The organism is Mycobacterium cajalii (assembly GCF_045809005.2).
GTDB lineage: Bacteria > Actinomycetota > Actinomycetes > Mycobacteriales > Mycobacteriaceae > Mycobacterium.
The window spans coordinates 4,155,230-4,181,546 of record NZ_CM141436.1 but is presented as its reverse complement, the minus strand read 5'-3'; the positions used below and the strand labels follow the sequence as shown (position 1 = coordinate 4,181,546).

The window sequence follows — 26,317 nt, the reverse complement described above, 5'->3', positions numbered from 1 at the left end:
TCATGCCGTCATGGCGCGGGCGGCCGTCGCGGCGTCGAGGATCCGCGGATAGCACAAGGGGTCATCGAGCAACTCGATCGGACGCCGGCCGAGCACCGGATGCTTCCGGTAGAACCAGGCGACCACTCCCGGACCCGTGAACGAGTGGCGCAGTTGGTTGACGACTTGCCCGACCACGCGGATGCGTGCGGCATCATCGGCCGCCGGTGCCGAGCCGTCCGCGGCCAGCCAGCGCTGAAGCTGGCGGACGGAAACCCCGAGCAGGTCTGCCAGGGTCTTTTGCGGAGCGGCGAGGGTGTCGACAGTCCGGGCGAGCACCTCACCGACGGGAGCGGTATCGCTGTAGGGCCGATTCTCGGTGATGTCGCGCAACGCGTGGCGGAATTGCTCGAGGGCGATGCGAAGATCCCGCCGCCGGTCTTCGGCGTTGTCATGGCGCAGTGCCTTCTCCGCTCGAAACGCCGCCGCCCACAGGGTCGTCGTGAGATATGGGTCGGCTTCCAGGCGCAACGGCGTCGCGGCGCCCAGCGTGGCCTCGAAGTCGTCGATGAGCTCGCCGACCTCCTGCGGAACCGTCGTGGACCGCTGCAACAGCTTGGTCGCTTCGGTGACCCGGTCGAGGAGGGCGCGAAGCCCGCGGTCTGTCGTACCCATGTCGCCAGTGTACGACACGGTTACGCCATGAGGCGCGTCCTCAGTTCTCCACGAGGTCGGGCAGGGGCTCCGCGCCGGTGAGCCAGTGGCGCCCGGTCCGGCGCGCCGCCTCCCACTTGGGGATGCTCACCGCGTCGTCCTGGCCCAGGTCCTCCGGCGTCGGGCCGATCCGCGCGGCCAGGGGCGCCAGGGCGCCCAGGTCGAAGTTGTACACCTCGGCCGCCGCCAGGCCCAGCATCTGACGGGTCTCCTCGACGGGGATGTCCCAGAACGAACGCCGCAGCCAGTCGCCGGTGTGCGGCCAGGTGCCCTCCGGATGTGGGAAGTCGTTGCCCCACAGCATGTTCGACACGCCGATCTCGTAGCGCCGCGCCAGCTCGCGGCGTTCGGTGGTGGTGGCCCCGATGAAGCAGTTGCGGTCGAAGTAGGCCGAGGGCGGCATCGTCAAATCGCCCTCCATCGCCCGGCTCATCTTCTTGGCCGAGTGCTCGCGCAGATACCGCGTGTCCATCAGCCACAGCAGGTCGTTGGCCCAGAACGCGCCGCACTCCGTGACCCCCCACCGCAGCCGGGGGAAGCGCTCGAACACCCCCGACCACAACGCGAACCACAGCGGCCGGGCCCCCCACCACCGCACCTCGGTGATGTAGATGCCCAGGTGCTCGCCGTACTCCTCCCGCGGCGCCGGGCCGGAGTGGGTGTGCACCGGCATCTGCAGGTCCTGGCAGGCGGCCCAGACCTTGTCGTAGCGGCGGTCGTGGTAGGGCGGGTAGCCGGCCCAGCGCGCCGGGATCAGGATCCCGCCCCGCAGACCCGATTCCGCGGCCCGGGTGATCTCGGCGACCGCCGCGTCGACGTCGGCCAGTATCGGCACGACCGCGACCCCGGCGCGGCGCTCGGGGCTGTGGCTGCACAGGTCGGCCAGCCAGCGGTTGTGGGCCCGCGCCCCGGCCATGGCCCGCCCCGGGTCGAGCTCGCCGGACTGGCCCAGGCCGGCGCCGAACGGGGCCCCGGCGACCCCGGTCACGGCGTCGGCGTCGGGGAAGATGACCTCGCCCACCACCCCGTCACCGTCAAGTTCCTTGTCGCGCAGGCCCACGTCCCAGCCGCCGGCGATGCCGTCGCCGTGCTCGGAGAACCACGTTTGCGCGAACTCCTCGTCGATGAACCCGCCGACCTGCGCCGCGGCGGCCTTCTCGGCCAGGTAGGCCTCGAAGTCGTCCCGGTATTCGGGGTCGACGTACTCGCGGTACTGCTCGGTCGGCAGCTCGGCATGACAGTCGGCGGAGATGATGATGTAAGGCTCCACGGGGCAAGTCCTTTCGCTACCAGGCGCGGATCGGGTCGGGCTCGAACACGGTGCTGCTCGCGCCGGCGGGCACGGCGGCCAGCGGCTCGGCGACCTCGGCCACGGTCGGGCCGATCCGGTCGACCAGCGGCGCGAGCGCGTGCAGGTCGAAGCCGTAGACCGCCGCGGCATTACCGCCGACCATGGCCCCCACCTCGTCGGCGGGAACACCGCTGAAGGTGTGGCGCAACGCTTCTCGGGTGTAGGGAGCGGTGCCCTCCAGGTGCGGGTAGTCGCTTCCCCACATGATCCGGTCGACGCCGATCCGGTGCCGCTCGGCGCACTCGACCGGGCGCAGGAAGCTGGCGCCGACGTAACACTGGCGGTCCCAGTACTGGCTGGGCTTCAGCGGCAGCGAGCCGGCGTCGGGGCCGGCGAACCGGGCGATCGCCGAGTCCGCCCGCCCGTAGCGCGCCGCGGCCACGTCGAGCGAGTCGAGGGTGGCCGGTATCCACCCGGCGCCCTGCTCGGTGAACACCACGGTGAGGTCCGGGTGGCGGTCCAGCGCTCCGCTGAAGATCAGGTGCCACAGCGCCCGGTGCGCCCACCAATGCGTCTCGTACACCCACACCGCCAACGAGCTGCCCCACCCGTCGATCGGGCTCGGCCCGGCGTTGCCGCCGTGATGGTTGACCACCAGGCCGGCCTCCGCGCACGCCGCCCACAGCGGCTCCCAGTGCTCGGCGTAGAGCGGGGCGATACCGGTGCCGGGGACGACGCCGGGCAGCAGCACACCGCCGCGCAACCCCAGCTTGGCGATCTGTGCCACCTCGGCGACGGCCTCGTCGAGGTCGCCGAGCAGAATCTGGCCCACCCCGGCGCGCCGCTCGGGCGACAGCGAGCAGAAGTCGGCCAGCCAACGGTTGTGCGCGCGCAGACCGGCCCAGCGCAGCTCGAGCTCCCCGGCGGTCTGCGGTGGGGGAGCGGCCAGGTTCGACTGGGGAAAGAACGGCGGCACCGTGTTCGGGTAAAGGACTTCGCCCGCAACGCCTTCGGAGTCCAGCTCGGCGTTGCGCCGCGCGCTGTTCCAGTTGTGCTCGGCGTCGGCCTCGGCGAGGTCGGCGAACGGGTTGACGTAGCTTTCCGCCCAGACGTCGAACTCGTCCCGGTACTGCGGGTCGAGGTAGCCGCGGTAGTCGAGCAGGTCGGCGCCGGCGTGGCAGTCAGCCGAGATGACCGGGTACCGGTCCATCGGCTAGGCCCGCACCGGTTCGGGGGCCGGGGCCGCCAACAAAGCCACGTCGTCGTAACGCTGATGCACATACGGCAGCAGCCACTCGGCGGGTACCCGCTCGGCGATCCGCCCCACCTGGACGGTGCGCCGGCGGCACCAGGTGATCGACCTGAGCCGGCGGATCACGATGTCGGCCACCGGATCCAGCGGCGACTCACCCAGTTCGAGGGTGCCGTCGACGTTCTCCAGCAGCTCGTAGTGCCGGTGGTACTCGCCGTAGACCAGGTGGGGGTCGGTGATGCCGCTGCCGTCGGGGGCGCGCAGGAACTTGAAGTAGAACTCGGTGTTCATCTGGTCGGGCGGCAACTCCGCCGGGCCGGTGACCCGGCCGGTCACGCTGAAGAGCTGATAGCCCAGCCGGTCAACGGTCGCGGCGACGGCGTCGCCGTCGCGCTCCACCGCGATATTCGCCAGTTTCTTTGGCTCACCGAAGGTTTCACGGCCGCCCGTCACCGACTGCTCGGTGGACTGCGGCATGAACAGCGGGTAGTCGCCCTCGCGCTCGCCGTGCCGGGCCGTCACCGAGAACACCGCCGACCCGAACGGCGGCCTGCCCTCGATCCGGACCCGCTGCAGCTGCAGCTGCACCAACGGTTCGCCCGCCGGCTCCAGCGGCCTTGGCAGCACGGCCGCGACGATCTCGGGATCGGTGAGGTAGGTGACGGTCACCGCCTCGGTGGCGATGGGCGCCTTGGTGGCGTCGATCTCGTGGTCGACCTGCGTCTCGGGTGGGCGGGGGCCGTAGCGAACTGCGTTGGTGCTCAACGGGTTGCTCCTTCGGGTTGCGTCCCGGCGTTCCGGCCGAGGACGTCGACCAGGTAGTCGGGCTCGCCCCTGGCGAGGATCGAGGCCGCCTTGCGGCTCACCACCTCGTCGGCGGGGGTGGGCGGGCCCATCATCCAGAAACGGTCCGCCCGGATGCCTTCCACCACCTGGTCGGCGACCGTGTCGAGCGGGGTGAACTCCACCCGGGCGCCGGCGGACTCGAAGCGGGCCACGACGTCGGCCAGGCTCTGCTCGGGTGTGCGGCGTTCCTGGGTCGCGGCGTAGCGCTCCGGGCGGTGCCGCCACGACTCCCAGATGCCGGTGTTCAAGAAGCCGCCCGGAAACAGCACATGCGCCCGCACCCGCGTCCCGGTCATCTCCAGATGGGTGTAGAGGCTCTCGGTCAGGCACAGCACCGCGGCCTTGGTCATCGGGTAGACCGCCATCGCCGGGCCGCCCAGGGCCCCGCGGGCGATAGGCGCGAATCCGCCGTTGCCCGAGCAGGTGTTGACGACGTGCCCCTCGCCCTGCTCGAGCAGCAGCGGCACGAAGGCCTTGATGCCGTGGATGACGCCCAGCACGTTCACGTCGATGCCCCAGCGCCAGTCGGCCAGGTCGTGTTCCCACATGTAGCCCTCGGAGACCCCGCCGGTGCCGGCGTTGTTGCACACCACGTGCACCGCGCCGAAGCGGGAGAGCGTCTCCTTGGCCAGCGACTCGACCGACGAGTAGTCCGTCACGTCGGTGACCACCCCGGCCGCCTCGATGCCCTCGTCTGCCAGCGCCCGGGTCGCCTCGTCGAGCGGTTCGGCGAGGACGTCGGCGAGCACCACCTTCATCCCCTCCAGGCCGAAGCGCCGGCCCATGGCGCGGCCGATGCCTCCGGCCCCACCGGTCACGACCGCCACTTTGCCCTGAAGGTCCCTCATTGTGGCAATCGTCACACGCGCGCGCGTATCGCCTCAAGAGGTTCGTGTCATCAATATTTGTCGCGCATAACCGGATCTCGATGCCCTCGAGCTAACTGATCCGTTGCCGCACAAGCGTCTTGGGTGCCATCGGCAGGCGCGGGGTAATCCCCGGTCCGGGAACTCGTCGGACGCCCGCCGGACCCGCGCCGGCGCCGATACCGAGCAAATATTCGCGGGCAAGTGGCCCCGTCGGGACACGCCGGAACCGACCGCCATCCCGCTCAACCCTGTGTAGCGTGATGATCCCCCGACGAATCCCCGGGCGGGAAAAAGCTTTTCACCCCCGGATGCCAAATGGAGCCAAATGGAGGATGTGCGATGACCGCCGTGCTGGTGGCGCCGGAGCTGTTGGTGAGCGCGTCGGCGGATATGGCCGACATCGGATCGATGGTCAGCGAGGCCACGACGGCCGCGGCGGCCCCGACCACCGGGCTGGTGGCCGCGGGTGGCGACGAGGTTTCGGCGGCGGTGGCCGCGGTGTTCGGTGAGTACGGCCGGCAATATCAGGCTCTCAGCGCCCGGGCGGCGGCGTTTCACGCGCGGTTTGTGCAGCTCGTCGACTCGAGTGCGGGCCGGTATGCGGCCGCGGAGACCGCGAACGCCGCCCCGTTGCAGACGTTGGGCCGGGACGTTCTCGCCGCGGTCAACGCGCCCACCGAGACGCTGCTGGGGCGCCCGCTGATCGGCAACGGCGCGAACGCGGCGCCGGGCACCGGCGCCGCCGGGGGCGCGGGCGGGATCTTGTTCGGCAACGGAGGCAACGGCGGCTCGGGCGCGTTCGGCCAAGCCGGCGGTCACGGGGGCGCGGGCGGGATCTTGTTCGGCAACGGAGGCAACGGCGGCAACGGCGGCGCCGGTGCGGCGGGCGGGGCCGGCGGACACGGCGGCTGGCTGATCGGCAACGGCGGTACCGGCGGCAACGGCGGATTCGGCGCCCTGGGCCTCACCGGCGGCAACGGCGGCATCGGCGGCTGCGGCGGATGGCTGTTGGGCTACGGCGGCAACGGTGGCAGCGGCGGCGACGGCGGGGCCGGCATCATCGGCACGGGGGGCATGCCCGGCGGTTCCGCCGGTTTCGGCGGTGCCGGCGGGTCCGGCGGCGACGGCGGCTTGCTGTTCGGTTCGGGCGGTCACGGCGGCCTCGGAGGTAATGGCGGCACCGGCGGCATCAGCGGCAACGGCTCCGCGGGCCTGGGTGGCGGCGCCGGCGGAGCCGGCGGCGGACCCAGCGGCTTCGCCGGGGGCGCCGGGGGTGCCGGTGGGGCCGGCGGAACCCGCGGGGCCGGGGACGTATACGTCACCAACGCCTTCGGCAACTCGGTGTCGGTGATCGACCCCGCCACGGACAAGGTCATCGCCACGATTGCGGTCGGCACCGATCCCAGCGCGGTCGCGGCGAACCCCAGCGGCAGCACCGTGTACGTCACCAACGCCGGCAGCGGCAGCGTCTCGGTGATCGACACGGCCACCCAGACCGTGACGGCGACCGTCGCGGTCGGCAGCAGTCCGAGCGGGGTGGCGGTCAGCCCCGGCGGCAACGCCGTCTACGTAACCGATCCGACCGGCCTCAGGGGCTCCTACACCTTTGCGGGCCCCAACGTGGCGGTGATCGACGCCGCCACCAACCAGGTCGCCGACGTGGTCACGGTCACCGGCGACCCGACCGGAGTGGCGGTCAATCCCGCTACCGGCGTCGTCTACGCCACCAACCCCGGCGGCAACACCGTGTCGGTGTTCAGCTCCGGCTCCGGAGGTCTCCTCAACTCCTCCTACAGCACCGTCGCCGTCGGCAGCGCCCCGAACGGGATAGCGGTCGGCCCCACCGGCGGCGCCGTCTACGTCGGCAACGAGAGTGGCGGCAGCCTGTCGGCGATCAACCCCACCACCAACACCGTGGTCACCTCCTCCGTCGGCGGCACGCCCTACGGCGTGGCGGTCAACCCCACCGGTGGCGCCGTCTACGTCACCGACTACGCCGGCAGTGGCGCCCTGTTGGTGATCGACCCGACCACCAACGCCGTCACCGCCACCATCCCGGTCGGCAGCTTCCCGAACGGCGTCGCGGTCAACCACATCGGCAGCGCCGTCTACGTCACCAACGTCGGCGGCAACAGCGTGTCGGTGATCAACCCCGTCACCGACCAGGTCACGGGCACCATCACGGTCGGCAGCGAACCGAGCGCGGTCGCGGTCGCCTGACGCGGTTGTTCACCTGCTGTTTGCGGTGCTCGTGTTTGCGAAGCCAGCTGCTTGCGGTACCCGTCCCTAGGCGCGCCTTGGAAAGCAGACGACGTTTCCACGCGGAGGGGGTTCCAGATGACAACGAGACGTACGCGGCCGCGCAGCAGATTGTTGGCGCTGTGCGGTGCCGGCGCCGGACTGGTCATGGCGATGACGGGCCAGGTGTTCGCCGCGCCGCAGGCATCCGCCGGGTGCACCCTGACCGGCGCCGACGATCGCTACATCGACTTGCTGGCTCAGGACAAGATCGTCCACCCGGCCAACTACAGCGACTGCGACATCACAGCTGAGGGGCGTTGGCTCGCCGATCAGGTGCGCAACGCACCCGACCCGTTCGACAAGGCCAACTCCCTGGTGCAGCTGGTGAGCAACAGGACGGAGATGACGGCGAAACAGGCGGAGTGGAAGGTCGAGTCCGCGATCTACACGTACGCGCCGCAGACGATCCCGAAGATCAAGGGTGAAGCCGCGCAGCAGCAGCCCGCGTGATTACCCGTTGATGTAGGGCCAGGCGATGGGAAAGACTCACTAAGGGCCGGCCCTCTCGACGGAAGTGACAAAGTGAGTCGTACGCGTGCATCCGCTGCTCCGGTGGCGCTGGGCGCCGTGCTGGCCGTGCTGGCCGGGTGCGCCGGGTCCACCGTCCCGTCGGCGGCGCCGCGGAGCGTCGTCGCGCCCGCGACGAAAGTGCCCGCCGCGGCGCTGGCGTCGACCACGGCGATCGCCGCCGATCCGGACCCACCCGACGGTGCGCAGCAGACGTCCGGGCCCGCCCAGCTGGCCGACGATCTCGTCGCCGACGAGGGCGCGCTGCGTGACCCGGCCACGGCGGAGCCGGCGCTGCAGACCGCGGCGCACCGGCAGCAGTCGGCCTACCGGGCCATCGCCCGGCACCCCGACTGGGACGCGATCGCCCGGCCGCGGATTCCGCCGTGGCTGCTGGACGCCTACGACCGCAACGTCGACGCCCGCCGGCAACTCAACGCGATGACACACGCCAAGGACACGCTGCCCGCCTGGCGCATCGAACCTCCGGCACCGGCCGACGAGCTGCTCGGCGACTACCACGAGGCGGAGTCGCAGTCGGGCGTCGGCTGGAGCTACCTCGCCGCGATCAACATGATCGAGACGCGCTTCGGCAGCATCGTCGGGGACAGCACCGCCGGCGCCCGGGGTCCCATGCAGTTCCTGCCGTCGACGTTCGCCTCCTACGGCGAGGGCGGCGATATCGGCTCACCTCGCGACAGCATCATGGCGGCGGGTCGTTACCTGGCCGCCAACGGTTTCGCCGCCGACGCCGATCGCGCCCTGTACCGGTACAACCACTCGCCGCAGTACGTGCGGGCGGTCGAGCAGTACGCCGGGGTGCTCGCAGCCGACCCCGCCGCGTTCGCCGGCTACTACCGCTGGAACGTCTACTACGCCACCACCGCCGGCGACGTGCTGCTGCCCATCGGGTATGCCGCGACGGCACCGATCCCGGTCGGCGATTACCTGGCGACCCACCCGCAGTAGCGCCGCGCACAGGCCGGTCGGCTGTCAGGCGGGATGACTTTCGGCACTAGCTGCATGTGGACCACGCCGCTTGGGTTACGTGGTAAGAAGTAACTTTCTCCCACCAAAGGCGATCCGGCAATGACACTTTCGCTCAGGCGTCGACTACCGGTATGGGCTGCCGCCGTCGCCGTGGTGGCCGCCATGCTGGGTCATTGCGTTCTGGCCGCGCCACGGGCGGCGGCGGAATGCACGCTGACCGCCGAGGATGAGCAGTACATCAACCTGCTGGCCCAGAAGAACATGATCCACGGATCCGAAGCCAACGACTGCAACATGGTCGCCGAGGGGCGGTGGTTCGCCGATCAGGTGCGCAACTCCGCAGACCCGTTCGGAACCGCGAAAGCTCTCGTGCAGCAGGTGACCGACAACACGTCGATGACCGCGGATCAGGCCGAGTGGGAGGTCGAGGCGGCGATCTTCGTCTATGCACCTGAGCTGGTCCCCAAGATCAAGGACCAGTTCGCGAAGCAACCTCTGCCGTGAGCCACGCGAAAAGCGCTGCGCGGCTTCGCTAGTGCAGCGGCGCAGCCTTCCGGCGGCACCGTTGTTAGAGTTGCACCAATGAGCGATGCCACGGCCAGCGCGCCGGACGACGGTCTGGAGTTCGTCACCGCCGAACCGGGCGTCGAACTGGCGGTGAAACGGATCGGCGAAGGCCCGGCCGTGCTGCTGGTCGGCGGTCTCGGCATGCCCAGCATCACGTGGGACATCTGCGGACTGCCACAGTCCCTGCTGGATGCGGGATTCCAGGTGATCGCATACGACGCGCGCGGGATGTCGCCCTCGTCCGCACCGCCCGCGCCGTATTCGGTGGCCGGCCTGGCCCGCGACGCCGCCGCCATCCTCGACCACTTCCAAATCGGACGGGCCACGGTCGTCGGCTACTCGATGGGCTGTTACACCGCGCAGATGCTGCTGCGCACCCGGCCCGAATTGGTGGATGCGCTGGTCTTGTTCGCCGGGCTGCAGCCCTCGCCGGTGAGCGCGATCGTCGGGGAGATGGAACTGGGCCTGATCGAGCGCTACGGCGAGGTACCGCGCGAGGTACTGGTTTTCGAGCAGCTACTGACCACCCTGCACACACCGATGTTGCAGGATCCGGCGACGGTGACGGGTTGGCAGCAGGTGCTGTCGGCCGGCTACGACAGCGGCTGGGCCGGGCCGGACGGATTCGCCGGACAGCTGGCGGCATCCCAGGAGTGGATCACCGCCGGCGAACCCCTGGCCGAACAGCTCGCGGCGATCGGCGTGCCCACCCTCGTCCTGGCGTTCGAACACGACCTGTTCTTTCCGCCGGACCTCTGCGAGGCGTCGACTCGCCGGATCCCCGCCGCCGAGTTCGCACGGATCGACGGCGCGGGCCACGGCGGCATCTTCACCGGCCCCGGGGACAGTGTGGCGCGCATCACCGCATTCTGCCGCGCACAACGCGGCGGTTGATCCCCCCGCGAAACCACGGATTTCACGGCGGCAGCGCGCTGCCGTCCCACTCGTGGTCGTGCATGAACGCCTCCGGGATGTTCACGCGATAGCGGGCGGCCTCGGCGAGGATGGTTCCGAAAGCCAACGGCAACGCCAGCACCGGCCGGGGATCGTGACGCTTGAAGATGACCCCGTCGGTACGCAGGAAATCGCGCAGGAATCCGCGGAAACTGTTGTCCGGTAGCGACGACTTGCGCCACCCGTACATCAGCATGCCCGGGCCCAGCATCTTGCTGGCGCCGGGCAGCGGCACGATGACCTCGTCGTTCAGGCCGAAAAACGCCCTGTCCAAACGCGTTTCCGGGTCGAACAGCAGAATGCCGCTGGTCGCCCGAGGATTGCATTCCACCGTGAACAGCCCCCGGCCCGGCACCTCGATGAAGTCCAACGCGATCTGCCCGGTGAAATTGAACGCCTCGGCGCATTCGCGCACCCATGCGGCGATGCCCTCGTGCCGGACGGACTCGAACGTCAGGCAGGAGGTGCCGTCGATCGCGTAGCGCACCGGGTAGGCGGCGTGCGCTTTCACCTGGCCGTCGCGGCACACCGAATACGAGCAATAGTTGGTGCCCTTCGCCCACTCCTGGGCGATCCATGGGTTGTCCGCGTCGAACCTCAGGCCGCTGGGGAACTGCCCCGGCACGACCTTGTGGACCTGCTGCGAGCCGCGCGAATAGACCGGCTTGAGCGCGAACGGCTTGTCGAAATCCAGCGCCTCGAGCTCGCCCTGGTTGTGGACCAGCGCGAAGTCGAGAGTCGGTATGCCCAGCTTCTTGAGCGCGGCCTGGAATTCGTACTTGTTCTCCAGGCGGGCCTCGACATCGAATTCGGAGAGGAACAGCGTGCAGCTGTCGGGGAACAGGTCGGGGTGTTGCTTGATCGTGTTTGCCAAGATCTCGGTCCCCTCGTGGACCGGCACGACCAGGTCCACGCACTCCTCGCGGACGATGCGCGCCAGCGCCCGCGTCCACCCGACCGGTTCGTACCTCGGCCGCGGCGTGCGGAACGTCTTCGTGACGTGCGAGGAGTACCGGGTGATGGGAAAGGGCACCGAGTCCGAGATCAGCACCGTGTGCCCCGCGGCGCCCATCAGTCGGGCCAGCTGGAGGGCCAAAAACGACCGACCGAACGTGATCAACACGGTTTTCGCAGTTGCAGCCATCGCTTGCGGGGAATACCCGCCACCTGCTTCGCCGAATCATCCGTCGGCGAGCCGGCCCACCGCCCATGCCGACTCCGGGTGGCCGGCCCGGCCGCCCGGTCATCGCCGGAGAGGACGAAGCCCCGGCCGGGCACGCCGCGGAGGCGGCGCCGAACTTTGTCCCGGAAATGGCGACACGTGCGGGCCGAGGCAGGCACAATCGTTTCCGCCCAGCTTTTGCTGCTGCGAGGAGAAACGACATGAGCGAGGCGATCGCGGCGCGGTTTGCGCCCAGGCGGGTACTGCGCGTTTGCGCGCCAGTTGCCTTCGCGGTCGTGCTGGGCCTGCCGGTGAGCGGTCTCGCCGCCCCGGCGATCGCCCGGGCCGATCCGCCGGATTGCGCCCCGGGCTGGGTCTGGAGCCCCAACCTGAACCAATGCGTGTTCTGGCTGCCGGTCGCGAACGGACCCGGCGGGCCGGGCGGTCCCGGCGGGCCGGGCGGACCGGGTGGCCCCGGCGGTCCCGGGGGACCCGGTGGGCCTGGGGGTCCGGGCCCCCGCTAGACCCCGTGCCGGCCGAAACTGCACTGAGCGCGTAGATCGCCGCAGAATCGCGCGCCGGACGCAGGCTCGACGCCGTGGGCGCAGGCTCGGAGCGCTCGACCGGACGCCCCCGCAAGCCCGTCGGGGCCGCGCTGTGGAACTCCGCCGCCCCCTGAGTCGTTATAGTGGCTAAATAAAGCTCCGGATCCGACGTTGGGGGAACAGGCGCATGCCACGCACAGACAACGACACCTGGAATCTGGCCACCAGCGTGGGCGCGACGGCCACCATGGTCGCGGCGGCACGGGCGATCGCCAGCAAGACCGATCACCCCGTGATCCAGGACCCGTTCGCCGAACCGCTGGTCCGTGCCGTCGGCGTGGACTTCTTCACGCGCTGGGCCGGGGGCGAGCTCGCCGCCGCCGACATCGACGACGACGAGTCCACCTGGAAGCTCTCGCACATGCCCGACGCGATGGCCGCCCGGACACGCTTTTTCGACTCGTTCTTCCAGGAAGCGGCGCGGGCCGGCATCCGCCAGGCCGTGATCCTGGCGTCGGGCCTCGACGCGCGGGCCTACCGCATGGAATGGCCGGCCGACATGACGGTGTTCGAAATCGACCAGCCGCAGGTGATCGAGTTCAAGGCCACCACCCTGGCGGCGCTGGGCGCCACACCGCAGGCCGAATTGCGCACGGTGGCAATCGATTTGCGGCAGGACTGGCCCAACGCCCTGCTGGATGCCGGCCTGGACCGCAACCGGCCCACGGCCTGGATAGCCGAAGGCCTCTTCGGCTACCTGCCGCCGGCGGCGCAGGACCGGCTGTTGGACGACATCACCGCGCTGAGCGCGGACGGCAGCCGGCTGGCCTGCGAGGCGGTGCCGAACATGTCGCAGGTGGACCACGAGCGGGCCCGGGAGATGATGCGCAGGGTCACCGCCAAGTGGCGCGACCACGGCTTCGACTTCGAGTTCTCCGATCTCGGCTTCGAGGGGGAGCGCTCCGACGTCGCCGCCTACCTGGAGGACCTGGGATGGCGGACGGCCGGGGCGCCGATGAGTCAGTTGCTGGCCGACAACGGTCTTGCCGCGATCCCGCAGGGCAACGACTCGGTGTCGCTGGCCGACACCGTCTACTACAGCGCCACGCTGAGCAAATGACGTCCGCGCAACGCCGGGGGCTCAACGACGCGGTCACCCGCATGTGGAGCTTCCTCGCCCCGGTCTACGACCTGCCCTTCCTGCAGCAGTGGGTCTACCGGCCCCCCCACGACGAGGTGATCGCTCAGTTGCGCGCCCATGGCGCGCAAGAGATCGCCGACATCGCTTGTGGTACGGGTATTCTCAGTGATCGCATCGAGCGCGAACTGCATCCGGAGCGGATTTTCGGGGTGGACATGTCCGACGGCATGCTGGCCCAGGCCCGCGCCAGGTCGAGCCGCGTGCGGTGGCTGCGCGGGCCGGCCGAGCAGCTGCCCTTCGACGACGGGGCGCTCGACGCCGTCGTGACGACCTCGGCCTTTCACTTCTTCGACCAACCCGCTGCGTTGCGTGAGTTCCATCGTGTGCTGGCGCCCGGCGGACTGGTGGCCGTGGCGGCGCTGAGCACGCGGCAGCCGCTGCTGCAGGTGCCGGCGGCGAACAGGTGGAAACCACAGCACAACGCGTCGCCGGCCGAGATGCGGACGATGTTCGAGAACGCCGGGTTCACCATCAGCGATCAGCACCGTATCCGGCGACCGGTATGGATGCGGGTCATCTCCGACCTGATCACCGTCGGCACCAAGAGCTGAGGCGGCCGGCGCCGTGCGTCAGGCGGCGAGCTTGTCCCGCGGGGCGGGGCGGGAAAGTTGCCCGCCGACAACCACGACACGCGAGGGCCGGTAGCCGTGGATTCGTGGGGCCGGGACCGCCCGTCGGCGTGCCGCACGCTCCCGGTTGTGCTCTGCCGTCCACCCGACGAAGTCGGCGACGACCCACCCGGCGCCGCACAGCGCCAACGCGACCCCGAACTCGAAAGGCGTCCCGGCGGCGAGCGCGGCCAGGGCGCAGATGCCCGACAGGGTGGCGGTCGTCAGCGCGCCGGCGTACACGGCCATGCGTGCAGCGTGGCTGTGCATCGGGAGCCCAATGTGGGTGGCCATCGCTTCTCCTGTCCGGTCGAGACTCCGGCTGGCGGAACCCAAACCGTGACCACAATGTTTCGCTACCGAGACCTCGCCGACGAGTGCCACAGGGCACGGCGACGGCGTGGCGAAGGGCCTCAAACCCGAGGGTCCAAAGTCACCATGGTGAATGCCGTTCGGCTACAGCGCGACCCACACCCCAAAACAACCGGAACACCGGTGTTCACCGCCTCCGCCGGTGAATTCCTCGAGAACTCCCCGGCACACCGAACGTCAGGCAGGGCGGCTATGGATTAGCTGCGCCGTGCCCGGGTGCTGTTCCCGCTGCACCCCGGGGTCTGTCCCGCGGCAAGGCGCAGAATGCTTATCGAGGCATGCGAACGCGCGCGGACCAGGCCGTACCGGGCGCACGTCGGTGTAGCTGGCGGTCCGCCCGAAAAACCTTTGGCAAGGCTATCTTTGCTGTTCGGCTAGGTTTTCGGCGTATATTGTTCCGCCGTGCCCGATACGTCGCACCCCGCAGAGCCCCATGTCGGTTCGGTGTCGTCGAAGCTGAACTGGCTGCGCGCCGGAGTCCTGGGCGCCAACGACGGAATCGTCTCCACGGCCGGCATCGTGGTCGGTGTCGCGGCCGCGACGGTGGAACGCGGTCCGATCCTGACGGCCGGGGTCGCCGGGCTGGTGGCGGGGGCGGTGTCGATGGCGCTGGGCGAATACGTATCGGTCAGCACCCAGCGCGACACCGAGCAGGCGTTGTTGACCAAGGAGCGCCGCGAGCTGCGCGACGACCCGGCCGCCGAATTGGACGAACTCGCCGCGCTGTACGAGGCCAAGGGGCTGTCGCCGGCGACCGCGCGCACCGTGGCCGAGGAGCTCACCGACCACAATCCGCTCGTCGCCCACGCCGAGGTCGAATTGGGTATCGATCCCGACGAGCTGACCAACCCGTGGCACGCGGCGTCGTCCTCGGCGCTGTCGTTCGCGGTCGGCGCCACGCTGCCGCTGGTCGCCATCCTGGCGCCGCCGATCGCGTGGAGAATCCCCGTGACCGTCGTCGCGGTGCTGCTGGCCCTGCTGATGACGGGGGTTGTCTCGGCCGGGCTGGGCGGTGCCCCGAAGGGACGGGCGGTGCTGCGCAACGTCGTCGGCGGCGGCCTGGCGTTGGCCACCACGTACGTGATCGGTCATCTGGTAGGCGCCGCGATCACCTGACGCCGCTGAAAGCGTCCGATATCGTTGTGTCATAGCGGGTTTGGCGCTGAGCGGTGCCGCGGCCGCCGGACTGGAAGCGGAACTGTAATATCGACAGTTGCCGCTTACCGAGGAGGAGCCCGTGAACGTGCCGCTGCCGCTGCCGCGAAGGGTCGCGCGGTGACCGAATCGAAGACCGCGCCGGACGATGTCGACTCGCCGGAGTCGGCGCCGTACTTCTTCCGCGACGGAAACCTCTACCTCCCAACCAGAATGGCCCGCGGCGGCTGGGGGCCGTCGATCAGCGGGCACGTCGTCGGCGCCCTGTTGGGCTGGGCCGCGGAACGCGCGGTCGACGACGCCCATCTGCAACCCGCCCGGCTGACCGTCGACCTGCCCCGGCCCACCGCGCTGGAACCGCTCGAGGTGCACACCCGTGTCCACCACGACCGCAAGCGGCTGCGGCTCGTCGAGGCCGTTCTCATCCAGGACGGCTCCCCGGTGGCGCGGGGGAGTGCGCTGTTCCTGCGGCGCGGCCCGCAACCCGACGGCGACGTGTGGTCCCAGCCAGTGCAGATGCCGCCGGTCCCGCTCGGGACGGATGGCGCACCGTCGACGCTGTTCATGCGCACCTACGGCTGGGGTTCGGAGGTGCAGAACCCCGACCCGGACTGGCCCCGCGAGCCGGGGCGGAAATACACCTGGCTACACGAAACGCGGTCGTTGATCGACGGCGAACCGCTCACGGCGTTCACCCGCGCGGCCATGGCCGGCGACATCACCGCCTCGCTCGCCAACTGGGGCACGAGCGGACTGCAGTTCATCAACGCCGACTACACCGTCATCCTCAGCCGCCTGCCCGAAGGGCCCCACCTCGGGCTGGCCTCGCTGACCCATTCCAGCCACCAGGGCGTGGCCACCGGCTCGGCTGTCCTGGTCGACCCGCACGGCCCGATCGGCAGCGCCGTCTCGGTCGCGATCGCACACTCCGGATTTCGGCCCCCGCCGGCGGTATGAGCACGTTCTGGGCGTTGATCGCCGACGCGGCACGGCGCGCATCGGACCGCCCGCTGCTCGCCGACGAGCACGGTCGCAGCCTCACCGCCCGCCGCCTGCACGACGCCGCCTGCTCGACGGCCGCCGCGCTCGCCCGCCGCGGGATCGGCCCGGGCACCGTGGTGTCCTGGCAGCTGCCCACCACGCTGGAGACCATGGTGGTCATGGCCGCGCTGGCCCGGCTCGGGGCGGTGCAGAACCCGATCATCCCGATCCTGCGCGAACGTGAGGTCGGCTTCATCACCGGCCAGGTGGGGACCGAAGTGCTTGTCGTACCCGAGGTTTGGCGCGGATTCCAGCACGGTGAGATGGCGCGTGCGCTGGCGCGGGAACAGGGGTTCGACGTCGTCACCGTCGAGTTGTCCGCACCGCCGGCGGCCGATGAGCTGCGCCTGCCGCGGGCCGGCGCCGAGGCACTGGCACCGCCGCCGGAAGCCAGCGACGACACCCGCTGGATCTACTACTCGTCGGGAACCACCGCAGCCCCCAAAGGGATTCGGCACACCGACGCCTCGGTGATCGCCGGCTCGGCGGGCGTGGTGGGCATGGTGGGCGCCGGCAGCGGCGACGTGGACCCGATCGCCTTCCCGGTCGCGCACATCGGCGGCGCCGCGATGCTGGCCGCCGCCCTGTCGACCGGGATGCGGTTGGCGCTGTTCGAGGCGTTCGATCCGGCCACGACACCCCTGGCCGTCGCGGCGCACAACCCGACGTTCCTGGGCACCGCCACCCCGTTTTTCGTGGCGTTTCTGCAGGCCCAGGAGGCGAACGCCGACCGGCCGCTGTTCCCGTCGCTGCGCGGCTGTCTGGCCGGCGGTGCGCCCATCACCGCCGAGCTGGGGCGCCGGGTCCGCGAGACGTTCGGCGTGGCCGGCGTCGCCAACGCCTGGGGGATGACCGAGTTCCCCTGCGCGACCTCACCGTCGCTGACCGCCGCGCCGGAGGTGCTCGACCACACCGTCGGCCCGCCGGTACCGGGCGTCAGCGTCCGCGTCGTCGACAGCGGCGGCACCGAACTGCCCGCCGGAGGAGAGGGGGAGCTGCGGCTCAAGGGACCCCAATGCTTCCTCGGCTACGTCGACCCCGCCCTGGACGCCGACGCCTTCGACCGGCAGGGCTGGCTGCGCACCGGCGACCTCGGACTCGTCGACGCCGACGGCAACGTGCGGGTGACGGGGCGCATCAAGGACGCGATCATCCGCAACGCGGAGAACATCTCGGCCCTCGAGGTCGAGAATGCGCTGGCCACCCACCCCGCGGTCGCCGACGTCGCCGTGATCGGGGTGCCCGACCCGCGCACCGGGGAGCGGGTGTGCGCCGTGGTGGTGCCCGCGCCGGGCCCCCCGTCGATCCCGGTGACGCTGGAGGGCCTGGTGGAGCACTGCCGCGCGCACGGGCTGAGCCGCTACAAGCGCCCGGAACGGGTCGTCATCGTCGACCACCTGCCGCGCAACCAATTCGGGAAGGTCGTCAAGAAGGAGCTGCGCGAGGCGTTCGGCTGAGGACGGGCTGCTACAAGCCCTTCGGCGCGTCGCGCACCGCCTGCACCGCCGCCGCGTCGCCGTCGAACTCCACCCGGGCGGCACGGCCGACGGCGAACAGCAGCAGCTCCTCGGGCAACCCGGTCACCGTGACCGCGGGACCTTGCCCGGCGGTCAGCACCGTTTTGCCTTCCGAGGTGCGCAACGCGACCCGGGCGGGGAGCTTGGCGAGCGTGAGGCGGGCCATCAGCGGCAGCGTGCGGCGCAGCGCGGCCACCAGGTTCTGTTCGAGCACGCGCGGCGCCCAGTCCGGCTGCGCGCGGCGCACGTCCTCGTGGTGGATGAACATCTCGGCGACGTTGGCCACCGGGTCGAGCAGCTTGAACGGCGAGTACAGCGGCGGGCCGGACGCCACCTTGTCCAGCAGCTCCGCCCAGTCCCGCCCGGCCACCTCGTCCTGCACCTTGGCGGTGTGCGAGGCGAAGAACGGGATCAGGATTCCCGGCGCGGCGTCGGGGCGGTACTCGCGGATGACCAGATGGGCCGCCAGGTCCCGCGTCTTCCAGCCCTCGCACAGGGTGGGCGCATCGGGCCCCACGTCGCGCAGGGTGTCGACGAGGGCGGCACGTTCGCGTCGAGCTACGGACACCGGTTCTCCTTCGGTAGGGCCGCGCCTGATCGGCGTCGATGACTCACGACAGTAGTCCTGTCAGCGCTGAGCGAACCCCCCGGCACGAGCGCTGCGCGCCTCGCTAAGTTTGAGGCGTCATGTCGTCGAACGGAGTCTCATGAACGCGCGTGTTGAGCAGATGGAGTTCCAGGCCGAGGCCCGCCAGCTGCTGGATCTGATGATCCACTCGGTTTACTCCAACAAGGATTCGTTCCTGCGGGAGCTGATCTCCAACGCCTCCGATGCCCTGGACAAGCTGCGGCTGGAAGCCTTCCGCAACAAGGACCTCGACGTCGACACCTCCGATCTGCACATCGAGCTGGAGGTGGACAAGGAGGCCCGCACCCTCACGGTCCGCGACAACGGCATCGGCATGACCCGCGCCGAGGTCGTGGACCTGATCGGGACGCTGGCCAAGTCGGGGACCGCCGAGTTGCGCCAGCAGCTCAGGGAGGCCAAGAACGAGGCCGCGTCCGAGGAACTGATCGGACAGTTCGGGATCGGTTTCTACTCGAGCTTCATGGTCGCCGACAAGGTCGAGCTGCTGACACGCAAGGCCGGCGAGAGCGAGGCCACCCGCTGGGAATCCAGCGGTGAGGGCACCTACACCATCGAGGCCGTCGACGCTGCTCCCCAGGGCACCGCGGTCACCCTGCACCTCAAACCCGAGGACCCCGAGAACGAGCTGCACGACTACACCTCGGACTGGCGGCTGCGGGGCCTGGTCAAGAAGTACTCCGACTTCATCGCCTGGCCCATCCGGATGGAAGTCCAGCGACGCACCCCCTCCGAGGACGACAGCGGCGACGAGGTCGTCACCACCGAGATCGAGACCCTGAACTCGATGAAGGCGCTGTGGGCCAGGCCCAAAGACGAGGTCTCCGACGAGGAGTACAAGGAGTTCTACAAGCACATCGCGCACGCCTGGGACGACCCGCTCGAGGTCATCGCGATGAAGGCGGAGGGCACGTTCGAATACCAGGCGCTGCTGTTCATCCCGTCCCACGCCCCGTTCGATTTGTTCGACCGCGACGCCCACGTCGGGATCCAGCTCTACGTCAAGCGCGTGTTCATCATGGGTGACTGCGACCAGCTGTTGCCGCACTACCTGCGCTTCGTCAAGGGCGTCGTCGACGCACAAGACATGTCGCTCAACGTCTCCCGCGAAATCCTGCAGCAGGACCGGCAGGTCAACGCGATCCGCCGCCGGTTGAGCAAGAAGGTCCTCTCCACCATCAGGGACCTGCAATCCGAGCGGCCGGATGACTACCGCACCGTGTGGAACCAGTTCGGCCGGGCCATCAAGGAGGGCCTGCTCTCCGACGCCGACAACCGGGAGACGCTGCTGGAAGTCAGCTCGTTCGCCTCCACCCACAGCGAGGACGAGGCCACCACGCTCGCCGAGTACGTCGGGCGCATGAAGGAAGGCCAGACGCAGATCTTCTACGCCACCGGCGAGACGCGCCAGCAGCTCACCAAGTCACCGCACCTCGAGGCGTTCAAGGCCAAGGGGTACGAGGTTTTGCTGCTCACCGACCCGGTCGACGAAGTGTGGGTGGGCGTGGTCGACGAATACGACGGCAAGCCGCTGCAGTCGGTGGCCAAGGGTGAGGTCGACCTCGACAGCGAGGAGAACATCAGCGAGGCCGAACGCGAGGAGCAGCAGAAGGACTTCGCCGACCTGCTGGGCTGGCTCAAGGAGACCCTGAGCGACCACGTCAAGGACGTGCGCCTGTCCACCCGGCTGACGCAGTCGCCGGCCTGCCTGATCACCGACGCGTTCGGGATCACGCCGACGCTGGCGCGCCTCTACCGGGCCACGGGACAGGACGTTCCGCTCGGGAAACGGATCCTGGAGCTCAACCCGGACCATCCGCTGGTCACCGGGCTGCGCCAGGCGCACCACGACCACGCCGGCGACGACGCCGCGCTCGCCGAGGTGGCCGAGACCGCCGAACTGCTCTACGGCACAGCCCTTCTCGCCGAGGGCGGTGCGCTGGAGGATCCGGCCCGGTTCGCCGAGCTGCTCGCCGATCGCCTGGCCCGCACCGTGTAGCACGCGCATCTCACGGGCCGACGGACATCGGTGTGATTGAAATCCGGTCGCCGGGGATAAGCTCATCGCATGGCCGCGTTTCGCGTCATCGATCCGCACGGCACGGTCGTTGCGACCAGGAACTTCGCCGGTGCCGAACGCGCGCACGCGTGGTTTTTGGGCCTCGTCGCGGGCCGTTCCGAGCTGGGCTGGCGCATGGAGGTCGACGACGACGGGCGCTGGGCGTTCTTCGATGACACCCAAGGTTTTACCGCGCCGGTGAGCCGCCATCCGCGATCGGGCTGACGGGGGACTGCCCCGATTTGGTGCTGATCACGCTCGGCAGTAGTGTGGCCCACGGCTCAACGAAGACCGAGAAAGAATTCGCATGCAGACCCACACGCTTTCGCGCCGCTCGTCCGCGGATTCCCTGCGCCGTTCCCACTGCCGCCGGCCCCGGCGCCCGGCCCCCGTGGCGGTCATCGGCCAGTGCTTCGACATCGAGGTCGAGCGCCAGGCCGGCGGATGGCTGATCCGCATCCCCGAAATCGGCGCCGTCACCCACTCCAGCCGCCGCGCCGACGTGGAATTCGCCGCGCGGGAATGCATCACGGTGCGCACCGGAATCCCCCTGGGCTACATCGCGGTCCGCATCCGCGACTGAATTCTGCCGGCGCTGCCGCAGCTTGGCGCGGCAATTCGCCAGAATTCGCGCCGGCGGCGTGCACTAATTCCTCGTTCCTCGCGGGTTTTGCTGTTCTTCATATTCGTGCCGCTTCGAGCCCGCACACTGACGGCATTGTCGTCTGAGGAAGGGATCGCATCGAATGCCCTCGTTTCGCTGGCTGGCCGCACTGGCCGTCCCCGTCGTCGTCTCCGCCGCCCTGGTCGCCGGCGCCGCGACCGCGACCGCCGACGCCGCCGATGACACCTACCTCGCCCAACTGCATGCCGCCGGCTTCACCTGGCCGCCGGACCACGCGGGTGCGCTGACCGCGATGGGGCGCCTCGTCTGCGACGACCTCGCGTGGGGATGGACCTATGACCACATTGCCCAGGACATCCACGCCAACCTGGACCAGAGAAACGTCACGGTCGGGGACGCCCACACGATGGTGAGCCTCGCGCATTCGACCTATTGCCCCAACCAGAGGTGCTCGACCGAGCAATGCTGAGCGCCGATTCGACACCCGCCATGCGGGTTTGACGGAGGCCGGCGATCAAGGTCCGACGCGGTTCGCGGCGACGGAAGGCGGCTTGCCGGCGCAAACATCGAGGATGCTGCGTGCCGCCGCCGTCTCGATCCGCAGGCGCACGTCGCGCACAGCCGAACCCAGGTGCGGGGTGAACAGGGTCCGGTCGTGGGCGAGCAGGCCGGGCGGGATGTCCCGCGGCCTGCCCGGATCCGACCAGTCCTCGAACGCGAAGACGTCGGCGGCATAGCCGCCCAGGTGGCCGGACGCCAACGCGTCGGCGACGGCGCTCTCGTCGACGACCGAACCGCGGCCCACGTTGACCAGCAGCGCCCCTGCCGGAAGCCGTTGCAGCGCAGCCGGTCCGATCAGGTGGCGGGTTTCGGCGGTCAGGGGTGCGGTGAGCACGACGGCGGTGCTGGACTCCAACAGCGTGTCCAGCGGCACCGCGCGGGCGCCCAGCTCCGCCTCGTCGGCGGCCGGCAGCGGGGCGGGGTCGGCGTAGAGCAGTTCCGCGTCGAACGCGCGCAGGCGGCGGGCCACCGCACGGCCCACCGCACCCATCCCGACGATCCCGACCCGACGACCGGCCAGCCCGCCGCCGTAGAGTTGCGGCCGCCAGCCGTGGTGGCGGCCCGACCGGACGTGGCGGTCGCCGCCCGGTATGTGGCGGTCGAGCGCGATCAGCAGCCCGACCGCCAGGTCGGCGGTGGGGACGGTGAGCAGGTCCTCGACGTAGCTGACCCAGATTCCCCGGGCGGTGCAGGCCGCGACGTCGATGTTGTCGAAGCCCTTGAGCGCGCCGGCCACGAGCCGCAGCCGGGGACTGTGGCCCAGCAGCTCCTCGTCGACGTGGTCGGGCATGAACACCAGCAGCGCGTCGGCGTCGCGGCATCGGCTCAGCAGCTCACCCCGGGGCAGGCTCCCGGGTGTCTGGTTGGCGACGACCTCGCACGACCGGCCGAGCAGGTCGAGCACCTCGGAATGCACGCGGTGGGTGATGACGACCCGAAACGTCCGCGTGCCAACCGGATTCATGCGAACCTGCGGCGCAGCCAGCCGCTGAGGCCGTCGACGACGGTGACGGTGGCCAAGATGACCAGCATGATCGCGGCCACCTGCCGGTACTCCAATATCCGCAGCGCGGCCATCAACTGGAAGCCGATGCCCCCCGCACCGACCAGACCGAGCACCGTGGATGCCCGGAAGTTGTGCTCCCAGCGGTAGATCGACACGTCGGCCAGCCGGGGCAGCACCTGAGGCAGGACACCGTGCATGATCACCTGCGCCGGTCGCGCCCCCACCGCCCGCGCCGCCTCGATCGGCGCCGGGCTGACGTGCTCGATGGCTTCGGCGTAGAACTTGCCGACCATGCCCACCGAATGCATCCCCAGCGCCAGCACCCCCGGCAACGCGCCGAACCCGACGGCGGCCACGAACACGATCCCCATGATGAGTTCGGGCACCGCGCGCAGGCCGTTGAGGATCGTTCTGGCCAGGTGGTACACCACCGGATGCGGGGACGTGTTGCGTGCGGCCGCCAGCCCGAGCGGCAGCGACAAGGCGATCGCGATCGCGGTCCCGGCCACACTCATGGCCACGGTGTCGATCAGCGGCCGCACCCAGGTTGCGGCGCGGCCGAAGTCGGGGGGCCACATCTCCCCGAGCAGCGAGAACAGCGCCGGCAGCCCGTCGCTGAGTCGTCGGGCGTCCAGCAGCCCGACATAGGCGCAGCAGACGAGCACGACCGCCCCGACCGCCCCCACCCACAGCAGCGTACGGAGGCGCCGGCGCTCCTCGAGGCGCGCGATCGCGGCGTACTCGGCCGTCATTTGCTCAACGAGGACAGGTCGAGCCCCAGCTGGGTGCTCAACTGGCGGACCACGTCGTAGTCCGCGTCGCCCACGGGCGCGAACGACGCCGCCTTGAACGGCTTGAGCACCGCCGGATCCTTAAGGCTCAGAAACGCTTCCACGACCGCGGACTTCAGTTTCGGGTCCAGGTCGCTGCGCATGGTCCAGGGGTAGTTCGGGTAGGGCTTGGACTCGGCGAGAACCCGCACCTTGGCCGGGTCGATCTTGCCCTGCTGGACCAGCGTGTCGAAGATCGGCTTGCTGATGCCGCCCCCGGCGGCGTTGCCATTCTGCACCGCAAGGGCGACGGCGTCGTGGGCGCCCACGAACTGCTCCTGATAGTTCTGCCCTGCCTTCAGGCCCTGATCGGCCAGCATCGACTTGGGGATCAGGTGGCTGGAGGTGCTGGCGGGATCGCCGTACGCCATCGTCTTGCCCTTGAGGTCGGGGATCGCGGCGATGTGCTGGGCGACGTTTCCGATCACCAGGGCATGGTAGACCGGCGGCCCGCCGGGCTCCTCGACCAGCGCCGCGAACGGCTGGACGTCGGGATCTTTCGACCGCGCAAGCACATACGACAGGGGGCCGAAGTAGGCGAGCTCGAGCCGCCCGCGCCGCATCGCCTCGATCATCGACGAATAGTCCGTGGTGACAACCAATTCGACCTGCTTGCCGAGTTTGGACTGCAGATAGTTCTTCAGCGGCTGGTTGTTCTGGATCACCGTGGCCGCGTTCTCGTCCGGCAGCAGGGCGACCCGCAGCGTTCCCGGGTTCGACGCCGCCTGGTCGTGCGAGCTCCCACAGGCGCCGACGACGAACGCCAGCAGGGCGATTACCAAAATACGGACGGCCTTCATGAGCATTCCTTTGTCGTCGGGACGATCTGGTGGTTCTGACTGGGGGAGCGATAGGTCCGGGCGATCTGCGCCGCGTCGATGCGGCCGGGCGCGTCGTCGACCACCACCCGGCCCTCGGACAGCCCGACGATGCGGTCGGCGAAGTGCCGCGCCAGGTCGACCTGGTGCAGGCTGACCACGGCGGTGATGCCGTCCTGGCGGCATATCTCCCGCAGCAGGCTCAGCACGCCGACCGCGGTTTCGGGATCCAGGCTGGCCACCGGCTCGTCGGCCAGGACGATGTCGGGCTGCTGGGTCAGCGCCCGGGCGATCCCGACCCGCTGCTGCTCGCCGCCGCTGAGCCGGTCCGCGCGCACCGTCGCCTTGCCCAGCAAACCGACCCGGTCGAGCGCACCCAGGGCGCGGTAGGTCTGCGCGCGGTCGGTCCGCCACAGCCCGTGCAGCAGGCCGGTCGACGCCACCGAGCCGAGCAGCGCGTTGCGCAATGCGGTGTGCCGGCCGATCAGCTGATGCTGCTGGAAGATCATGCCGGTGCGCCGCCGGTGCGCGCGGATCCTGGCGCGGTTGTTCAGTTTTCCCACCCCGGCCACCTCGATGTGCCCGCTGGTCGGCGTCACGAGATGGTTCATGCACCGCAGCAGGGTCGATTTGCCCGCCCCCGACGGGCCCAGCAGGACGGTGAAGGTACCCGCGTCGAACCGGGTGGTCAGCGGGTGCAGCGCGACGGTGGTCTCGTACCGCACGCCCACGTCGAACAGCTCGATCACAGTTCCCCAACTTGCATGGCAATCCGGAAAATAGGCGTCGATCATGAACCGCCGGCAACCGCCCGGTGAGCACGAGACATTCGCCGAGTCGGGAAGCGGCTCAGCCGGCGCCTGGACCCCCGTCGTAGGCTCCCATCATGCACGTCGACGCGATGACGACGCCCCAGCCCCTGCACCGCGCCGGTGACCTCGCGCGCCGCACCCAGTCGGCCGGCTTCTCCGGCCTGCTGTTCACCGAGACCGGGCGCACGGCCTACCTCAACGCCGCGGTGGCATCGCAGGCCGCGCCCGGCCTCGAGCTGTGCACGGGCGTGGCGGTCGCCTTCCCGCGCAGCCCGTTCGTCACGGCGGCCGCCGCGTGGGAGCTGCAGGAGGCGACCGGCGGCAACTTCCGGCTCGGCCTGGGCACGCAGGTGCGCACGCACGTGGTGCGCCGGTACGGGATGCCCTTCGAGCGGCCCGGCCCACGGCTGCGCGACTACGTGCTGGCCGTGAAGGCGTGCTTCTCGGCGTTTCGCACCGGGAACCTGGATCACCACGGCGAGTTCTACGACCTCGACTTCATCACCCCGCAGTGGAGTCCCGGGCCCATCGAGGCGCCCGATCCCAAGGTCGACATCGCGGCGGTGAACCCGTGGATGCTGCGGATGGCGGGCGAGGTGGCCGACGGGGTGCACATCCACCCGATCGGCGAACCCGGCTACATCACCCGCCACGCGCTGCCGAACATCGCCGACGGCGCGGCGAAAGCGGGGCGCGCGGCCTCCGACATCGCCGTGATCGTGCCGGTGCTCACGATCGTCGGCGACAGCGACGAAGAGCGCGACACAGAGCGAGAAGTGGTGCGCGCCAGCATGAGTTTCTACGGCAGCACGCCCAACTACGCGTTCATCTGGGACGAGGCCGGGTTCGAGGGCACGACCGCCCGGATCCGGGAGAAGCAGAAAGCCGGCGACTTCGCCGGCATGGCGGCCCAGATCAGCGACGACCACATCGCCGCCTTTGCCACCGAGTCGACCTGGGACGGGTTGGCCGCCGCGCTGACCGACAAGTACGCCGGAATCGCCACGCGCCTGGTGTTGTACAACGCCCTGGGCGACGCGGACCGCGTGGAGCGGTATGGCGAGGTGGCCCGCCGCGTGCGGGGGTGAT

General features: G+C 70.0%; 28 protein-coding genes. 16 read left to right on the top strand and 12 right to left on the bottom strand.

All coding sequences use genetic code 11. From position 1 onward, the window contains the following. The 5 genes from ACJ512_RS19915 to ACJ512_RS19895 are packed head-to-tail and all read right to left on the bottom strand — an operon-like array spanning position 1 to position 4,930. Positions 1 to 654 (bottom strand): hypothetical protein, encoded by a 654-nt coding sequence (locus tag ACJ512_RS19915; protein ID WP_407686413.1) that lies wholly within the window; start codon positions 652 to 654, stop codon positions 1 to 3. A 40-nt stretch (positions 655 to 694) separates the two neighbouring features. Next, a complete protein-coding gene (locus ACJ512_RS19910; RefSeq protein WP_407686414.1) occupies positions 695 to 1,963 on the bottom strand; it encodes an amidohydrolase family protein in 1,269 nt (422 codons plus the stop codon). A gap of 16 nt (positions 1,964 to 1,979) precedes the next feature. Beyond that, positions 1,980 to 3,194 (bottom strand): amidohydrolase family protein, encoded by a 1,215-nt coding sequence (locus tag ACJ512_RS19905; RefSeq protein ID WP_407686415.1) that lies wholly within the window; start codon positions 3,192 to 3,194, stop codon positions 1,980 to 1,982. Positions 3,195 to 3,197: 3 nt separating this feature from the next. Beyond that, positions 3,198 to 4,001, bottom strand: coding sequence for an acetoacetate decarboxylase family protein (locus tag ACJ512_RS19900; protein WP_407686416.1), 804 nt, complete (start codon positions 3,999 to 4,001; stop codon positions 3,198 to 3,200). Continuing rightward, on the bottom strand, positions 3,998 to 4,930 hold the full coding sequence (locus tag ACJ512_RS19895; RefSeq protein ID WP_407686417.1) for an SDR family oxidoreductase: 933 nt from the start codon (positions 4,928 to 4,930) through the stop codon (positions 3,998 to 4,000). Before ACJ512_RS19895 ends, ACJ512_RS19900 begins: the two co-directional genes overlap by 4 nt. A 360-nt stretch (positions 4,931 to 5,290) precedes the next feature. On the opposite strand from ACJ512_RS19895, the gene ACJ512_RS19890 reads away from it, so the two are divergent. From ACJ512_RS19890 to ACJ512_RS19870, 5 genes are all read left to right on the top strand, one after another. Further along, positions 5,291 to 7,171 carry a PE domain-containing protein gene (locus ACJ512_RS19890; RefSeq protein ID WP_407686418.1) on the top strand — a complete coding sequence of 627 codons (1,881 nt, stop codon included), beginning with the start codon at positions 5,291 to 5,293 and terminating at the stop codon, positions 7,169 to 7,171. A 117-nt stretch (positions 7,172 to 7,288) separates the two neighbouring features. Continuing rightward, on the top strand, positions 7,289 to 7,702 hold the full coding sequence (locus tag ACJ512_RS19885) for a DUF732 domain-containing protein (protein WP_407686419.1): 414 nt from the start codon (positions 7,289 to 7,291) through the stop codon (positions 7,700 to 7,702). A 72-nt stretch (positions 7,703 to 7,774) separates the two neighbouring features. Then, complete coding sequence (locus ACJ512_RS19880; RefSeq protein ID WP_407686420.1) at positions 7,775 to 8,728, top strand: lytic transglycosylase domain-containing protein; 954 nt, start codon at positions 7,775 to 7,777, stop codon at positions 8,726 to 8,728. A gap of 120 nt (positions 8,729 to 8,848) precedes the next feature. Continuing rightward, positions 8,849 to 9,253, top strand: a complete 405-nt coding sequence (locus tag ACJ512_RS19875; protein WP_407686421.1) for a DUF732 domain-containing protein — start codon at positions 8,849 to 8,851, stop codon at positions 9,251 to 9,253. A gap of 78 nt (positions 9,254 to 9,331) precedes the next feature. Further along, a complete protein-coding gene (locus tag ACJ512_RS19870; protein WP_407686422.1) occupies positions 9,332 to 10,210 on the top strand; it encodes an alpha/beta fold hydrolase in 879 nt (292 codons plus the stop codon). Positions 10,211 to 10,232: 22 nt separating this feature from the next. Here ACJ512_RS19870 and ACJ512_RS19865 read toward each other — a convergent pair whose 3' ends face one another. Then, entirely contained in the window at positions 10,233 to 11,414 is a 1,182-nt protein-coding gene (locus ACJ512_RS19865; protein ID WP_407686423.1) for an ATP-grasp domain-containing protein, read from the bottom strand. Between the two features lie 239 nt (positions 11,415 to 11,653). Here ACJ512_RS19865 and ACJ512_RS19860 point away from each other — a divergent pair, with 239 nt between their 5' ends. The 3 genes from ACJ512_RS19860 to ACJ512_RS19850 all read left to right on the top strand — a co-directional run bounded on the left by ACJ512_RS19860 (position 11,654) and on the right by ACJ512_RS19850 (position 13,729). Next, positions 11,654 to 11,956 (top strand): hypothetical protein, encoded by a 303-nt coding sequence (locus tag ACJ512_RS19860; RefSeq protein WP_407686424.1) that lies wholly within the window; start codon positions 11,654 to 11,656, stop codon positions 11,954 to 11,956. 208 nt (positions 11,957 to 12,164) lie between these two features. After that, positions 12,165 to 13,097: a class I SAM-dependent methyltransferase gene (locus tag ACJ512_RS19855; RefSeq protein ID WP_407686425.1), complete on the top strand. Its 933-nt coding sequence runs from the start codon at positions 12,165 to 12,167 to the stop codon at positions 13,095 to 13,097. Then, positions 13,094 to 13,729 carry a class I SAM-dependent methyltransferase gene (locus ACJ512_RS19850; RefSeq protein ID WP_369738094.1) on the top strand — a complete coding sequence of 212 codons (636 nt, stop codon included), beginning with the start codon at positions 13,094 to 13,096 and terminating at the stop codon, positions 13,727 to 13,729. The genes ACJ512_RS19855 and ACJ512_RS19850 overlap by 4 nt, the downstream gene beginning before the upstream one ends. An 18-nt stretch (positions 13,730 to 13,747) precedes the next feature. Here the strand turns inward: ACJ512_RS19850 and ACJ512_RS19845 are convergent, their stop codons facing one another. Further along, positions 13,748 to 14,080 carry a hypothetical protein gene (locus ACJ512_RS19845; RefSeq protein ID WP_369738095.1) on the bottom strand — a complete coding sequence of 111 codons (333 nt, stop codon included), beginning with the start codon at positions 14,078 to 14,080 and terminating at the stop codon, positions 13,748 to 13,750. A 480-nt stretch (positions 14,081 to 14,560) separates the two neighbouring features. On the opposite strand from ACJ512_RS19845, the gene ACJ512_RS19840 reads away from it, so the two are divergent. The 3 genes from ACJ512_RS19840 (at position 14,561) to ACJ512_RS19830 (ending at position 17,811) form a co-directional block, all read left to right on the top strand. Then, complete coding sequence (locus tag ACJ512_RS19840; protein ID WP_369738096.1) at positions 14,561 to 15,274, top strand: VIT1/CCC1 transporter family protein; 714 nt, start codon at positions 14,561 to 14,563, stop codon at positions 15,272 to 15,274. 252 nt (positions 15,275 to 15,526) lie between these two features. After that, on the top strand, positions 15,527 to 16,270 hold the full coding sequence (locus ACJ512_RS19835; RefSeq protein WP_369741525.1) for a thioesterase family protein: 744 nt from the start codon (positions 15,527 to 15,529) through the stop codon (positions 16,268 to 16,270). Then, positions 16,267 to 17,811, top strand: a complete 1,545-nt coding sequence (locus ACJ512_RS19830) for a class I adenylate-forming enzyme family protein (RefSeq protein WP_407686426.1) — start codon at positions 16,267 to 16,269, stop codon at positions 17,809 to 17,811. The genes ACJ512_RS19835 and ACJ512_RS19830 overlap by 4 nt, the downstream gene beginning before the upstream one ends. 10 nt (positions 17,812 to 17,821) lie before the next feature. Here the strand turns inward: ACJ512_RS19830 and ACJ512_RS19825 are convergent, their stop codons facing one another. Continuing rightward, entirely contained in the window at positions 17,822 to 18,439 is a 618-nt protein-coding gene (locus ACJ512_RS19825) for a TIGR03085 family metal-binding protein (RefSeq protein WP_369738098.1), read from the bottom strand. A gap of 139 nt (positions 18,440 to 18,578) precedes the next feature. Between ACJ512_RS19825 and htpG the strand changes: the two genes are divergently transcribed. The 4 genes from htpG to ACJ512_RS19805 all read left to right on the top strand — a co-directional run bounded on the left by htpG (position 18,579) and on the right by ACJ512_RS19805 (position 21,670). Further along, the gene (gene htpG, locus ACJ512_RS19820; protein ID WP_369738099.1) at positions 18,579 to 20,516 is read left to right on the top strand and encodes a molecular chaperone HtpG; all 1,938 of its coding nucleotides are present in this window, start codon (positions 18,579 to 18,581) and stop codon (positions 20,514 to 20,516) included. A 69-nt stretch (positions 20,517 to 20,585) separates the two neighbouring features. After that, entirely contained in the window at positions 20,586 to 20,801 is a 216-nt protein-coding gene (locus tag ACJ512_RS19815) for a hypothetical protein (protein ID WP_369738100.1), read from the top strand. Between the two features lie 166 nt (positions 20,802 to 20,967). Further along, the gene (locus ACJ512_RS19810) at positions 20,968 to 21,159 is read left to right on the top strand and encodes a long chain fatty acid-CoA synthetase Faa4p (protein WP_369741527.1); all 192 of its coding nucleotides are present in this window, start codon (positions 20,968 to 20,970) and stop codon (positions 21,157 to 21,159) included. 163 nt (positions 21,160 to 21,322) lie between these two features. After that, positions 21,323 to 21,670, top strand: a complete 348-nt coding sequence (locus tag ACJ512_RS19805) for a DUF732 domain-containing protein (protein ID WP_369738101.1) — start codon at positions 21,323 to 21,325, stop codon at positions 21,668 to 21,670. A gap of 45 nt (positions 21,671 to 21,715) precedes the next feature. On the opposite strand, the gene ACJ512_RS19800 is transcribed toward ACJ512_RS19805, so the two are convergent. Genes ACJ512_RS19800 through phnC form a run of 4 tightly spaced genes read right to left on the bottom strand, consistent with a single transcriptional unit; the run spans position 21,716 to position 25,165 of the window. Further along, positions 21,716 to 22,726: a phosphonate dehydrogenase gene (locus ACJ512_RS19800; RefSeq protein WP_407686427.1), complete on the bottom strand. Its 1,011-nt coding sequence runs from the start codon at positions 22,724 to 22,726 to the stop codon at positions 21,716 to 21,718. After that, a complete protein-coding gene (phnE, locus tag ACJ512_RS19795; protein ID WP_407686428.1) occupies positions 22,723 to 23,520 on the bottom strand; it encodes a phosphonate ABC transporter, permease protein PhnE in 798 nt (265 codons plus the stop codon). The genes ACJ512_RS19800 and phnE overlap by 4 nt, the downstream gene beginning before the upstream one ends. After that, positions 23,517 to 24,398 (bottom strand): phosphate/phosphite/phosphonate ABC transporter substrate-binding protein, encoded by an 882-nt coding sequence (phnD, locus tag ACJ512_RS19790; protein WP_369738104.1) that lies wholly within the window; start codon positions 24,396 to 24,398, stop codon positions 23,517 to 23,519. The genes phnE and phnD overlap by 4 nt, the downstream gene beginning before the upstream one ends. Next, the gene (gene phnC / locus ACJ512_RS19785; RefSeq protein ID WP_407686429.1) at positions 24,395 to 25,165 is read right to left on the bottom strand and encodes a phosphonate ABC transporter ATP-binding protein; all 771 of its coding nucleotides are present in this window, start codon (positions 25,163 to 25,165) and stop codon (positions 24,395 to 24,397) included. The genes phnD and phnC overlap by 4 nt, the downstream gene beginning before the upstream one ends. Before the next feature lie 137 nt (positions 25,166 to 25,302). On the opposite strand from phnC, the gene ACJ512_RS19780 reads away from it, so the two are divergent. Beyond that, entirely contained in the window at positions 25,303 to 26,316 is a 1,014-nt protein-coding gene (locus ACJ512_RS19780) for a TIGR03617 family F420-dependent LLM class oxidoreductase (RefSeq protein ID WP_407686430.1), read from the top strand. Position 26,317: the final 1 nt, after the last annotated feature.